The sequence below is a fragment of the Marinobacter sp. es.048 genome (assembly GCF_900188435.1).
Classification (GTDB): domain Bacteria; phylum Pseudomonadota; class Gammaproteobacteria; order Pseudomonadales; family Oleiphilaceae; genus Marinobacter.
Map to the genome: position 1 here is coordinate 310,785 of NZ_FYFA01000002.1, position 12,938 is coordinate 323,722.

Sequence of the window (12,938 nt, forward strand, 5' to 3'; positions counted from 1 at the left end):
ATGGAACGAAGGTCAGGCACGATACACCGAAAGCGGTCCGGTTGCGGAATCCCGGGTCTTTTACCCAAGGCCCTCTGTATTCTGGTTCTTACGGTATTGTCCGCGTTCACCAACGCCCAGGAATCACCGGCGAGAACAGTCTACTTCGCAGGTTCAGGCAGCGCGCCTCTTGATCAACACCTGATGCAGCTCCTGAACGGAGAACTTGAGCCAGCAATTTCGGTGGTCGAGGTTTCCGACGACCAGCTGGCCACTCTTGATACCGGCCCGATTATAACTGTTGGACCCGCCGCCTTCTCCCGCGCGCGCCAGGCAAACCGTTCCGCCCACATTCTGGCGATGCTGGTTGATAAATCATTTATTTCGGGCTTTGCCGAACGCTCCCCAGGCCAGATCACCGGCGTTTTTTACGACGTCCCCCTTATCCGCCAGGCGCTAACGGGAAAAGCCATCCTGCCACAGGCTACCAAGATAGCTCTGCTGGCAACCGCAGACTCGGTAGAACTCTACGAAACCCTGATTGATGAGCTGCCAACCTATGGCATGTCGGCAAGAATATTTCTTGTCGACAACAACGACAAACTGATTCCGACTCTGGTCAGGGCACTTGGTTACGGCGATTTTCTGCTAGCCGCCCCAGACAGTTCCATCTATAACCCCAGAACCATCAAACATATTCTGTTAACCGCCTATCGCCGTAACCAGATCGTCATTGGACCGACCCAGGCTTATGTGAAAGCGGGATCATTGGCATCCAGTTATGCGCCATTCCCCAAGATGATCGAGATAGCAGATGATTTTCTGGCCACTTTTTTCGAAACAGGAGAGTTTCCGGCACCGTCCTACCCGGAAGACTTCCGGGTCGAAGTGAACGCCCAGGTTGCACGCTCCCTGAACATCCCCCTTCCCAGCCGTGAGGATATTGCCACACGGGTGGATCGACAACTGACTATCAACGGGGAGGCGTCTGATGAGTAACACACATCGACAACAGCGCCCCCTGTCCCGCAAACTGTTGCTCCTTGGAGCGCTACCGGCCGTTGTAATGTTCATCGTGCTGATGGTGTTCTTCACATCTGCACGCCTGGAAGATGCCCGCAGGGATCTGTCCGATAGCAGCCAGATGCTTGCTGACAGCCTGGCTCCCGCCCTCGAATACGCTGTTGTTTCTGGCAACACCCTGGCCCTGGATCAGATTCTTTCCCAATCATTGCGCCGAAGCAAGGCCGACTGGATCCGAGTTTCAGACGTTATGGGAGACCAGATAGGCTTCGTTTCACACGAACCAGTCCGTCCCGGTGAAATGCCGGAACGCGATCAGATCTTTGAGGCCGAAATTCTCCAGCAGCCTCTGGAGCTTGGATCCCAGCGGACCGCTGAGTGGTTTGAACCGGACTACGGCTTCGGCTCGGGCTCACTGCGCGTTGGTACCGTGCAGGTTGGCGTTGGTCACGATGTGCTCGCCGACCGGCAACAGGATATTCTCTGGACCTCGATTGCCGTGGGCGTGGCCCTGCTACTGTTCACCATTCTGATTATCAATCATTTTCTCGGGACGATTCTGGCGCCAATCCGGGATCTCGCTGGGCGAATCGAAACACTCACGGACGGTGACTACCAGGAACGCCCCCTGAATACCCACCAGAGCTCCCGTGAGATCGTCGCCATTGAAGAGCAGCTCAACCAGCTTGCACACCACCTTGCCGGTCTGAAAACGGCCCGGGACCAGACACTCGCCGCGTCGGAAAGTGCCCGGGAGAAGGCCGAAATGGCGAACCAGGCAAAATCCGAGTTCCTGGCCACCATGAGCCATGAGTTACGCACACCTCTGAATGGGGTGCTCGGCATGGTGGATCTGATCCAGGAAGACCCGCTGTCCCACCGCCAGAGGGAATACCTCAATACCGCTCGCCAATCCACTGAGGATCTGTTGACGGTGATCGGGGATATTCTCGACTACTCCAGGATGGACAGCGGCACCCTGAAACTCGAGAGCCAGGAATTTGACCTTCGGGAACTGATTTCAAACTGTACCGCCACCTACCGGCATCTGGCCGAGCAGCAGGGTCTGGCCCTCAATCTCAAGTTCTTTGGTGACTGGCCAGACAACCCGGTTGTGATTGGCGACCCGGCACGCCTGCGACAGGTGCTTGCCGGTTTGGCGGACAACGCTATCAAGTTTACCGGCGACGGTTTTATCAACATCCAGGCAGGCTGTTTCGCCCTGGAAGACAACTGCATCATCCTCAATTGCTCGGTGAGCGATTCCGGTTCCGGGATCCCGGTAGATCGCTTGCAGGATATCTTCAACTCCTTTGAGCAACTCGATGGTGGTAATAACCGGGGATATGGCGGCACCGGCCTGGGACTGTCTCTGGTCCAACGCCTGGTGGAACTCATGGGCGGCCACATTCAGGTGGAAACCGATTTGGGAAAAGGCTCTTCGTTCCGCTTTGAGCTACCCTTCGAGCTGGCCAACCCGACCAGCCAGCCAGAGCCTTCGGGCCCACCGCCGAGGGAAGCCATTAATGCCGCCAGCCACGCCCTGGTGGTGGAAGATAATCCCGTGAACCAACGCGTAGCCACGGCCATGCTTAAACGGCTTGGTTTCCAGACGGATTCCGCCAACAACGGCAAGGAGGCGCTGGACAGGGTCACTACGAACCACACGGGCTACGACATCATACTTATGGACTGCCAGATGCCCATCATGGACGGGTACGAAGCCACCCGCTATATCCGGGAATGGGAACAAAGCAACGGCCAGATCGGTACACCGATCATTGCGTTAACAGCGGACGTTCTGCCCGGAACAGAAAAAAGTTGCCTCGACTGTGGCATGAACGATTATCTGGCCAAGCCTGTACGCAAGGACATGCTGCGCGAGGTGCTCAGCCGCTGGATCAAGCTCTAGAGAGGTCCCGGCGCCCTGAACCGGGCGCGGGCAATGGATCAGGCCACCGGCTCCCGCATGGTGACAAACTCCTCGGCAGATGTCGGATGAATGCCCAGGGTGGAATCAAACTGAGCCTTGGTAGCGCCCGCCTTGATGGCAACCGCCAGCCCCTGGGTGATCTCACCCGCATCCGGACCCACCATGTGGGCACCCAATACGCGGTCAGTCTCGTCGTCTACCACCAGCTTCATCAAGCTCCGTTCGTCACGACCACTGAGCGTGTATTTCATCGGTCGGAATTCCGAGCGGTAAATCCGCAGGCGATGCCCCGCTTCGCGGGCCTCCTCCTCAGTCAGCCCGACGGTACCGATGTTGGGCTGGCAGAAGACGGCGGTTGGTATGGCCGAATAATCCATCTCGCCTTTGCCATCGCCGAACAAACGTCTGGATAGCACCATGCCCTGTGCCAGGGCAACTGGCGTAAGCTGCGGAGTTCCAATCACATCACCCAGGGCAGTAATTGAGGGCACGGCAGTCTGGAAGTGATCATCCACGACAACATGACCCGAGGCGCTGAGCTGCACACCAAGATCAGTCAGACCGAGACCGTCAACCAGGGCACGACGACCGGTTGCCGCCATCACCAGGCCAGTCTCCAGGGTTTCGCCATTGTTCAGTTGAACCCGGTAATGGGCATTCTCGGCTTCAACCGATTCAATGGTCACACCGAACTGCAGGTTCACGCCTTTTTTCCGCATTTCCTGTTCGGTGAACCGGCGAATATCACCATCAAAGCCGCGCAGGAACAGATCACCGCGATACAGCAAGGTTGTGTCAACACCCAATCCGGCCAGGATGCCGGCAAACTCCACAGCAATGTAGCCGCCGCCCCACACCACGGCCTGTTTGGGCAGCTGCGGCAAATAGAACATCTCGTTCGAGGTGAGGATGGATTCCTTGCCGGGTACATCCGGAATAACCGGCCAGCTGCCTGTGGCAACGGTAATGTGTTTGGCCCGGTAGGAAGTGTCGCCGACCACCACAGTACTGGCGTCCGACAGTGACGCCGTTCCTTCGATGATGGTCACACCGGCGTTTTCCAGCAACCGGCCATAAATGCCATTCAGACGCTCGATCTCGGCATTCTTGTTAGCAACCAGCTTCGGCCAGTCGAAACTGACCTCGTCGAGTGGAACCCGCCAGCCGTAACCGGCTGCATCTTCCAGCTCATCGTGAACGTGAGCCCCGTACACAAACAGTTTCTTGGGTACGCAGCCAACGTTTACGCAGGTTCCGCCAAGATACCTGGATTCAACCACGGCAACCTTGGCGCCCCGCTGGGCAGACATTCGTGCGAGGCGAACTCCGCCGGAGCCGGCTCCGATAACGATCAGATCAAAATCCTGCTGGTCAGACACAGCTTCTCCCGTTAAACATTAGAAAGTCAGGTTTGGCCGGGCGTGGCCGTTTTGGTTTCCGGATGCACTTCCCTGAACAACACATGATCTTCGAAGTCGCCGAGCTGAATCTTGCCAAGGCTCCGGAAACCCTCGGATTCGTAAAACGGCAGATAACGGTTGTTACCAGTATCAAGCACCAATCCGCTGCCACGCGGGTTTTCGGCACAGAGTTTTTCAACGGTTTTCAGCAGCAAACGGCCATAGCCGCGATTCTGGTACTTGGGATTTACGCCCATCATTGGCAATTGGTGCGCCAGCGGCTGTGGCAACATATCACGGATTTTCTGGTGGTAATCCAGGTATCGGCGTGTGGAGGCAAAACCGGTCGTCAATACCATACGGATCCGCCAGCTGATCTGGTCAGCCAGGTTCATCCGGAGCTCAGGGTCTCCGATGAACGCGACGGCAACAAGCGTGTCGTCTACCATCACGCCAATCGCATCCTGGTCGAGCTCAAAGTACAGGTCAATCAGTTCCCGTATGGTTGCCCGAACCCGCTGATCGTAACCGGGGCGCCGGTGATCAAAAAGGTACTGGAACGTCGGCTCATTCCGATAGGCGTGAAACAGAATGGATCTGGCTTCATTCACCGCTGTATCGTCCAGACGAACAATGGCTGGCTCAGATTTGTTCTTGTTGTCGCTGCCGTTACTCATCGCTTCCCTCTCCTGCGTCAGTTCCGGACAGAAGGTCCGGAATCTGTATTTCAGAATCAGATGGCCAGTGTTAAACGAACGGATACCCGGCCCGGTTCACTTGCCCTGTCCATGGCGGCCTGGTCAATCACAACGCCATGGCTGCCATTCAGCCGCTCCAGCCACGCCGCCACCTCTGCAAAAGGCGCATTCTCAAGCCAGACCCGAATGGCATCCTCTCCGCTGGGCTCAAAGCGCTGAAGCGACAGCCCGGCTTCACCGGCGGAACGGGTCACAAGTGCCATCAGGGCACGGCCATCGGCAGGCTTGTCGTCCGACGCTGTGGCGCTGGCGCCGCCGGTACTGCCCAGACGCTGAATCGTCTGTTCATTGGCCTGCATCCATGCCAGCAACTCGCCTGCGTTGTCTCGAGCAGCCTCAGACTGCTCATAAAAGCCCGCAGCCGGGCGCCATACGGCAAAATACAGAATGCCAAGAAAGACCGCGATGGCCAGTACCATCAGGGCCTGCTGGTCGCGGCGGGGCAACTGGTCGTATTGAGCAATGAGTTTGCCGACCGCCGGCTGATCCTTGATTCGGGAAAGCATACCTTTAACCTCCAGAGACCGTCAGGCGACCGCGTGCACCGCTCGCTTCGTTTACAACCGAGCCAATCTGCGCTGCCAGACCCTGGTTCGCCAGCCCGTTTCGCAGGGCGCTTAGGCGATCGTAGCTATCGGCTCTCACGTCCACGATCAGCTCACCCCGGGAGCGGCTGTAATTCACCGAATTGAAATTAACACCCTGGCTACCCGGCAAACGGGCGTATTGCTGGCCGGTGTATTTCATCAGAGTGATAAAGTCCACTTCCGGTCCACTGGTGCCAGCGACCCGCAACTGCCCTTCAATGACACGCCGGACATTGCCGGCATGGGTGCGACGGTCATTGGGGAAGGCGTCGCGATAGATTGCCATGGCCTCGCTTCGTAATTCTTCTGCCTGATTCTGATAATAAAACCCCATGCCGGCATTCAACGCCACCTGAACCCCGAACCAGACTGCCGCCACCGCAATCAGCGGCTTCCATGGCTTCAGTGGGCTGGCTTTCCCGGATTTCGAGGAGAACATGCCCTGGCACAGATTCACTGGCTCACACAGGTGGTGGTGATGGGCGTAGGCCAGTAATTCCAGGGGCATCAGTTCCAACACCTCCTTGCGAACCGCAAGACGGCCGGAACCACCTAACTCCACAATGGTGGATTGCTGGCTTTCGAACTCATCTTCTGTGCCGTAGAGCGTGACCGGAATTTCTGCCACAACCTCTTCAGCCGAGGGTGCCGCAAGGGTATGGGCAAACATGCCCAGGTTGGCAGAATGCATGCTCAGCCATTCGCCCCGTTCGCTCACCAACATCGCGATGTCGCCATCAAGACAGATCGACCAACCGCCGTCGGTGCGTGGCAACAGAGAGGCATCGGGATAAATCGCCTCCAGACGCACATGCTCCCAGCCGCTGAACAGGCGCACCCACTGCCCCATCTGCTCCCGGTCTATGGCTGCCACCCGGTACCCATGGTCGGAGTGAGATCCCAGGGCCAGGTGAACAGAATCAATATCCTGGGCGATCTGTTCCTCAACCGCGTAGGGCAACGCCTGGTTAATAAAACGGCTTTGCTTGGCGGGAATGTCGGCCAGACAGTAAATCGCTTCCTCACCAGGAATCAGACCAATCAACAGAACGTTATCCAGGGCATTCTGCACCAGAGTCTGCTCAATGGTATCGCGGCTGTCACCATTGCCGCGGGCCTGGGCATCGCCACTGGCATCGTGGAGGACCCAGTTGAACATCTGGGCACCGGGGTCCTGGTCACCGTCCGCAAAAGGCGGTATCGGGCGGACGTAAAGGCGATAAGACATGATTATCCTTCTGAAATGGTAAAAGGCTCTTTGGTAATCCGGTTTTTCTGCCCGGTATCCCTGTTAACCGTCTGGACTTCGCCTTCCGGAGTCCGGAACACGGTACTGACCATATTCACGACACGGTTATCGTAGGTAATCCGCGAGGCAACTTCAAAAAACCGTGTCTGCAACCCCAGGCCAACCGACTTTAGCCCGAGACCGGCAAACTCCGGCAACGCCAGAAAATCCTGAAGGTTCTCGAACCGTTCCTCTTCCCGCTTCTCAAGAATAGACGCAGCCTGCGCGTCCGTCAGCTCTTCATGCAGGGAGCGGATCACCATTGCAGTGGCGGTGTTCACATTGATTCCCGCCCCGTTTACTGGAAGTGCCGCCACGTGGGGCCGCAAGGCCCGATAAATCTCTTCGGTCATGCCCTCGATCAGGCGAAGCTCGGTCACCGTGGTGAACGGCTGGTTGGCAGCCCGGTAAGCCTGATCTGCCATCAGGTACTGACCATCCTCAGCCCCATAGGCGGTAACCGTCTGGTCATTGGGGTCGATCCAGTCCACCAACGAGTCCACGGAAACTGCGGTTATACCCAATGCAGCAAACAACTGAACGAAACGATTCCGAACGACGGGATCCACCTCACCATTGGCACCGACCAGGTCATTCAGATTCAGTCGCCCACCCAGGTCATCAATCTGAACCTCAGCCACACCATTATCATCCAGCGGCAGAACGGCCGCGTTGGCGGCCCAGAACTCGTCAAGGCTGTCGACCATCAGATTCTCTTCCTTGTCCTCGTCATAATCCCTGCGCAGGATCTGGCGGGCAAAGGCTTCGGCACCGAGTGCAATACTCTGGCCCTGCTGCTGGGCCAGATAGTGCCCCGCCTTGAACACCCGCAAGCTCTGCTGTTGGGTCATGCCGGAAGCGAGCATGACGACCAGAGCCATGGCCAGCAGCACCATGATCAAAGCGACGCCGCGCTGATGGTGAGGTAACGCCGGGATTTGCCTCATAGTGGCCTAGCCTCCCTGCCCCGTCGCGCCGGTATTTTCTCCGGTGGTATCTTCTTCGGTGTTTTCCTCTCCCGCTTCACTGGCAGCCTGGTTTGCCTGGTTCAGAGCGCCCTGGGCAACCGACGGATCAAAATCCGGCAGGGCAAAGGTCCGTACCAGCGTTCCGAACCGCTCGTGTTCCAGAGTCACCTCCATACCCAGCGGCAATGGAATATCCGGGCGGCTACCGGGGGTCAATCCGGCCATCACTTCATCGGTGGGCCATTGCGGCTGCCAGCTTCGGTTGGCATCCAGAAACCGCACGTCCAGGCGTTTTACGCCTTGCAGCAGCAGCACATCGCGGCTGTCATCTTCCTGGCCCTGGTCCACCATGGGCCAGTACCGGCGCCGCAATTCGCTGCCGGTGTATTCCCAGCCAACACGCTGCAAGCCACTGCGGCGTATGCCCAGTGGGTTGCGCCAGCCCTGCCGGGTCAGCAACAGGGAAAAATCATCCTCACGGCTGGACAGCGCCGGCTGGAAATCGCCGTAAATATCCCTTGCCGGCCGGTTGACCACCTGCATGAGATCTCGCTCGAGCAGGAGCATGGCCCGCTGTAGTCCGTCGAACTGTTCGGCCAGTTCATTCACCCGATCGCGTGAATTCACCACCCCATTGATAACCTGCCACACACCAAGCCCGATGACGGCGGTTATGGTGACCGCGATCAACACCTCCAGCAGGGTGAAACCACTTTGGTTCGATGAGCATCTCTGGCTGGGCACGGCCATCATGGTGCCCCCACAAAAGCTGACAGAGTATGAATCGGAACCGGCGCCGCGCCATCCTCACGATAACGGGCAACCGTGACCTCTATCCGGCGCATCTTCGCCTCGGCAGTGGCGAGTATCGCTGTGGTCACGCGCCAGCGGTAAGGTCCGAAATCGGTGTCCTTGGAGTTTTCGGAGATTCCCGGGATGTTTTCCTGAAGGCGGATTTCATTGATCCGATTATCCGCCAACCAGCTGGCCAGGGTTTTGTCCCTCACCCGTTCATAGCTGGAAATGTACTGGCTGCCGACTTCGGCTGCCGCCGTTGCGATCAGGCCGAAAACCAGCAGAGCAATGAGCACTTCGATCAGGGTAAACCCTTTCTGCGTTCTCACCCGCTGCTCCCCTCATCACCCGGCTTGCGCCACTCCATTGGCGACACACCATCCGAGGCCAACACATGCATCGTGTCTGACCCGTTGCCGATGGTGAATTCAAGCTCGAAGGGTGTTGTCTCGCCACTGGAAAAGAACACCACATCCGGGAGCAGAGTATCCTCGGAAGAAGCCAGTCTCGGCGCGTCGCTTTCAATAAACTCGGTAACGGTCAGCCATTCGGGGAGGCTTCGGGCCCGGAACATGCGTTCGCCAGAGGCTTTCCAGTCCCCGGTCTGATCCTGATATGCCACGAACTGGTAACCATCCTCTTCCAGCTTGAGGCCCAGTTCCAGGTTATTCAGCACCGCCTGTTCGGAAGCAGTCTGCATGAGCAGATACAGCTCCCGCACTTCGTTTTCCAGTTCCCGCTGCTGAGAGCTTCCCCCCATCGTGAACACGGCAAGAGACGCCAGCAGACCCACAACCACCAGGACCACCAGTATTTCTATGAGGGTGAAACCAGTCTGTCGGGATCTGACCTGCACAGTAATTTAGCCCTCGGTATCCCAGACGCTGATATCGGCCGCGTCGCCGTCGCCGCCTTCCTGGCCATCGGAGCCGTAGGAATACAGATCATAGGGGCCCTCAGTGCCCGGGCTCACGTATTGGTATTCAGCTCCCCACGGGTCTTCCGGCACGTTCTTAAGGTAGCCGTCCGCGTTCCAGTTCTTCGGCTCCGGGGTGCCGCTGGGCTTGGAGACCAGCGCCTCAAGGCCCTGCTGGGTGGACGGGTAATGACTGTTATCCAGGCGGTAAAGGTCCAGAGCGTTGGCAATGTTGCTCAACTGGGTTTCCGCCACGGTGACTTTTGCCTGGTCACTCCGCCCCATGATATTTGGTGCCACGATGGCCACCAGAAGGCCCAGGATCACCATCACCACCATGATTTCGATCAGGGTAAAGCCGCGGCTGTTGTTATGTGTATTGAGGTTATTGATGGTCATTGTCTCACTCGTCATTGGCATGGATTGCATTCGGTTCGGATTCGTCTGATGACAATCCGGCGCGGGTTTCATCCCACGAGATTACTCATATTCAATATCGGCAGCATGATGGCCAGCACGATGATCAGCACCACCACGCCCATCACCAGTAACATCATTGGTTCGAATAGTCCCACAATGGCAGCAATCTTGGATTGCAGCGTGTTTTCCTGCATGCGGGCGGTCCGCTCCAGCATGCTGTCCAGCTCGCCACTGGCCTCCCCGCTGGCGATCATGTGCAGCATCATCGGCGGGAAATACCCGGTCTGATCGAGGGAACGATGCAACGACCCGCCCTCACTGACTTTTCTGGCCGCGTCCCGCAATTCCTGCCGCAGGAAATCGTTGGAGAGCACCTCACCGGCAATGCGCATCGCCTCTACCAGCGGCACGCCACTGGTGGTCAAAATGCTCAGGGTACTGGCATACCGGGCAGTATTCACTCCACGGACCATTCCGGAAAACAGTGGCAGATGTAGCAGGCGTTTGTGAAACCGAAGTCGGAACCCGGGTTTGGTCAGGAAAAACCGGAACATCATCAGGCCGCCAACCAGCAATATAAACAGGTAGACACCGTAATCCGCCAGAAATTCCGACACCGCCAGCATCGCCATGGTCAGCGTTGGCAACTCCTGCCCCTGCTTCAGGAAAACATCAATGATATCCGGCACCACGTAGGTGAGCAGGAACACCACGATGGCAATGGCAACAATACTCAGGATGATGGGGTAGATTGCCGCCAGCTGAATTTTCTGGCGAGCCTCCTGGCGGTTTTCGGTGTAATCCGCCAGCCGATTGAGTACCAGATCGAGGTGGCCGGCGTGCTCACCGGCAGCAACGGTAGACCGGTACAGCCTCGGAAATGCCTTGGGGAACTCACCCAGGCTGTCTGCCAGGGTGTAACCTTCCATGACCTTGGCCCGGATAGCGATCAGCATGCTGCGAATTCTTGGCTTTGGGGACTGCTGCGCTGCCGCAGAGAGTGCCTGCTCAATGGGAATGCCGGACTGAATCAGCGTTGCCAACTGGCGGGTAACCAGCGCCAGATCGGCAGCGGCCAGCGAACCCCGGCTGCTCAGCGGATTGCTTCGGGCCTGTTTCTCCGCTGCTGGCTCAACCGCCAGCGGCGTCAGGCCACGTTCCCGGAGCTGCTGGCGGACGGCTCTCGGTGCATCGGCCTCGACGACACCATGCTTCTGCTTGCCCCGGGCATCTAATGCCTTATATTCGTAAGCTGGCATGATTTACTGGCCCCGGTGCGTAACGCGGAGTACTTCTTCCACCGTGGTCACACCATCCAGGATTTTCTGCACACCGTCTGCGTGAATACTCGGGCCATGTTGGCGAGCCACCTTTTCCAGATCCAGCTCGCCGGCACGTTTGTGGATCAGTGAGCTGATCTCTTCGGAGATCCCCACCACCTCATAGATACCGATACGCCCACGGTAACCAAGCTGGTTGCAATGGCTACAACCCGTTGCCCGGTAAATATTGGGCGGATTGGCGGGATCCTGCTGCAGGAACTCGCAGTGCTCTTCTGTCGGTGTATAGGGCTCCCGGCATTCCTTACACAGAACCCGAACCAGTCGCTGGGCAACAATGCCTACCAGGCTTGATGAAATCAGGAAGGGCTCAATGCCCATATCCATAAGCCGGGTGATGGCGCCAACGGCGGTGTTGGTGTGCAGTGTGGAAAGTACCAGGTGACCGGTCAGACTCGCCTGTACCGCAATCTCTGCCGTCTCCAGATCCCGGATCTCACCGATCATAACCACGTCAGGATCCTGACGCAGAATGGCCCGAAGACCGCGGGCAAAGGTCATGTCCACTTTGGTGTTGACCTGGGTCTGGCCAATACCCGGCAGGTTATATTCGATGGGATCTTCAACGGTCAAAATGTTGCGGCTGCGATCGTTTATTTCCTGCAGCGAGGCATAGAGTGTGGTGGATTTACCGGAACCGGTCGGGCCAGTCACCAGCAGGATCCCATAAGGACGGTAAATCAGTTTGCGCAGAACTTTCAGGTCACGCCCTGCCATGCCCAGGGATTCAAGCCGTATGGCACCTGCCTGCTTGTCCAGCAAACGCAGAACCACACGTTCACCGCTTGAAGACGGCATGGTCGACACCCGGATATCCACTTCCCGACCGGCTACCCTCAGCGCAATCCGGCCATCCTGCGGCACCCGCTTCTCGGCAATGTCCAGCTTCGCCATAACCTTGATCCGGGACACCAGCAACGGGGCCAGCGCCCGCTTGGGCTCAACTACTTCTCTGAGCACGCCATCCACCCGAAAGCGAACCACCAGTCGCTTCTCATAGGTTTCAATGTGAACGTCCGAAGCACTGGTTTTAACCGCCTCGGTCAGGATGGCGTTAATCAGCCGGATAATCGGAGCATCGTCTTCCTGCTCAAGCAGGTCCTCGGTTTCCGGCACCGAATCCGCCAGGGAAGCTAGATCCATGTCGTCGCCGATCCCCTCCACCATCTGCATGGCTTCGGCGGAATCATTCTGATACGCAGAGTTCAGGGCCTGATCGAACCGGTCCGGATCAATGGTGGCAAAACGGGCGCGACCGCCACTGATACGGTTCGCTTCCGCCAGCGCAGAATGGGAGGCTCCGGGACGAACCAGAATAACCGGCTCGCCGGCATCCGAACGGGTCAGGATCACTCCGTTGCGCTTGGCAAAAGTAAACGGAAGACGGCCCAGCGGAGCATCCTGCGGCTGAAGTTCTGTGTCTGTGGTCAAGGTCGTCCTCTTTCGTGAAACCCTTTTCGATTCAACTAATTCAGAAAGGCTACCACAGGATATGGACCCGCTGAATAACTCGATACACTATACTCCCAAT

13 protein-coding genes are annotated in these 12,938 nt (G+C 57.6%); 2 read left to right on the top strand and 11 right to left on the bottom strand.

All coding sequences use genetic code 11. From position 1 onward, the window contains the following. Both CFT65_RS12465 and CFT65_RS12470 read left to right on the top strand, forming a co-directional pair. Positions 1-978 carry an ABC transporter substrate-binding protein gene (locus tag CFT65_RS12465; protein WP_088828462.1) on the top strand — a complete coding sequence of 326 codons (978 nt, stop codon included), beginning with the start codon at positions 1-3 and terminating at the stop codon, positions 976-978. Next, the gene (locus CFT65_RS12470; protein WP_088828463.1) at positions 971-2,914 is read left to right on the top strand and encodes an ATP-binding protein; all 1,944 of its coding nucleotides are present in this window, start codon (positions 971-973) and stop codon (positions 2,912-2,914) included. Before CFT65_RS12465 ends, CFT65_RS12470 begins: the two co-directional genes overlap by 8 nt. A 38-nt stretch (positions 2,915-2,952) precedes the next feature. On the opposite strand, the gene gorA is transcribed toward CFT65_RS12470, so the two are convergent. From gorA to gspE, 11 genes are all read right to left on the bottom strand, one after another. Further along, positions 2,953-4,314 carry a glutathione-disulfide reductase gene (gorA, locus tag CFT65_RS12475; protein ID WP_088828464.1) on the bottom strand — a complete coding sequence of 454 codons (1,362 nt, stop codon included), beginning with the start codon at positions 4,312-4,314 and terminating at the stop codon, positions 2,953-2,955. Positions 4,315-4,340: 26 nt separating this feature from the next. Continuing rightward, entirely contained in the window at positions 4,341-5,012 is a 672-nt protein-coding gene (locus CFT65_RS12480) for a GNAT family N-acetyltransferase (protein WP_088828465.1), read from the bottom strand. A 56-nt stretch (positions 5,013-5,068) separates the two neighbouring features. Beyond that, positions 5,069-5,599, bottom strand: a complete 531-nt coding sequence (gspM, locus tag CFT65_RS12485) for a type II secretion system protein GspM (protein WP_088828466.1) — start codon at positions 5,597-5,599, stop codon at positions 5,069-5,071. Positions 5,600-5,603: 4 nt separating this feature from the next. After that, the gene (gene gspL / locus CFT65_RS12490) at positions 5,604-6,908 is read right to left on the bottom strand and encodes a type II secretion system protein GspL (protein ID WP_088828467.1); all 1,305 of its coding nucleotides are present in this window, start codon (positions 6,906-6,908) and stop codon (positions 5,604-5,606) included. A gap of 2 nt (positions 6,909-6,910) precedes the next feature. Beyond that, positions 6,911-7,915, bottom strand: coding sequence for a type II secretion system minor pseudopilin GspK (gene gspK / locus CFT65_RS12495; RefSeq protein WP_088828468.1), 1,005 nt, complete (start codon positions 7,913-7,915; stop codon positions 6,911-6,913). 6 nt (positions 7,916-7,921) lie between these two features. Continuing rightward, positions 7,922-8,689 (bottom strand): type II secretion system minor pseudopilin GspJ, encoded by a 768-nt coding sequence (gene gspJ / locus CFT65_RS12500; RefSeq protein ID WP_323807567.1) that lies wholly within the window; start codon positions 8,687-8,689, stop codon positions 7,922-7,924. Then, entirely contained in the window at positions 8,686-9,060 is a 375-nt protein-coding gene (gspI, locus tag CFT65_RS12505) for a type II secretion system minor pseudopilin GspI (RefSeq protein WP_088828469.1), read from the bottom strand. The genes gspJ and gspI overlap by 4 nt, the downstream gene beginning before the upstream one ends. Next, complete coding sequence (gene gspH, locus CFT65_RS12510) at positions 9,057-9,587, bottom strand: type II secretion system minor pseudopilin GspH (protein WP_014576992.1); 531 nt, start codon at positions 9,585-9,587, stop codon at positions 9,057-9,059. The genes gspI and gspH overlap by 4 nt, the downstream gene beginning before the upstream one ends. Positions 9,588-9,593: 6 nt before the next feature. Continuing rightward, positions 9,594-10,046: a type II secretion system major pseudopilin GspG gene (gspG, locus tag CFT65_RS12515; RefSeq protein ID WP_088828470.1), complete on the bottom strand. Its 453-nt coding sequence runs from the start codon at positions 10,044-10,046 to the stop codon at positions 9,594-9,596. A gap of 68 nt (positions 10,047-10,114) precedes the next feature. Next, a complete protein-coding gene (gene gspF, locus CFT65_RS12520) occupies positions 10,115-11,326 on the bottom strand; it encodes a type II secretion system inner membrane protein GspF (protein WP_088828471.1) in 1,212 nt (403 codons plus the stop codon). Positions 11,327-11,329: 3 nt separating this feature from the next. Continuing rightward, the gene (gene gspE, locus CFT65_RS12525) at positions 11,330-12,838 is read right to left on the bottom strand and encodes a type II secretion system ATPase GspE (RefSeq protein ID WP_088828472.1); all 1,509 of its coding nucleotides are present in this window, start codon (positions 12,836-12,838) and stop codon (positions 11,330-11,332) included. Positions 12,839-12,938 lie beyond the last annotated feature (100 nt).

Coding starts and splice junctions, on each gene's coding strand:
- CFT65_RS12465 (WP_088828462.1), top strand. CDS start 1: ATGGAACGAAGGTCAGGCACGATACACCGAAAGCGGTCCGGTTGCGGA.
- CFT65_RS12470 (WP_088828463.1), top strand. CDS start 971: ATGAGTAACACACATCGACAACAGCGCCCCCTGTCCCGCAAACTGTTG.
- CFT65_RS12480 (WP_088828465.1), bottom strand. CDS start 5,012: ATGAGTAACGGCAGCGACAACAAGAACAAATCTGAGCCAGCCATTGTT.
- gspM (WP_088828466.1), bottom strand. CDS start 5,599: ATGCTTTCCCGAATCAAGGATCAGCCGGCGGTCGGCAAACTCATTGCT.
- gspL (WP_088828467.1), bottom strand. CDS start 6,908: ATGTCTTATCGCCTTTACGTCCGCCCGATACCGCCTTTTGCGGACGGT.
- gspK (WP_088828468.1), bottom strand. CDS start 7,915: ATGAGGCAAATCCCGGCGTTACCTCACCATCAGCGCGGCGTCGCTTTG.
- gspJ (WP_323807567.1), bottom strand. CDS start 8,689: ATGATGGCCGTGCCCAGCCAGAGATGCTCATCGAACCAAAGTGGTTTC.
- gspG (WP_088828470.1), bottom strand. CDS start 10,046: ATGACCATCAATAACCTCAATACACATAACAACAGCCGCGGCTTTACC.
- gspF (WP_088828471.1), bottom strand. CDS start 11,326: ATGCCAGCTTACGAATATAAGGCATTAGATGCCCGGGGCAAGCAGAAG.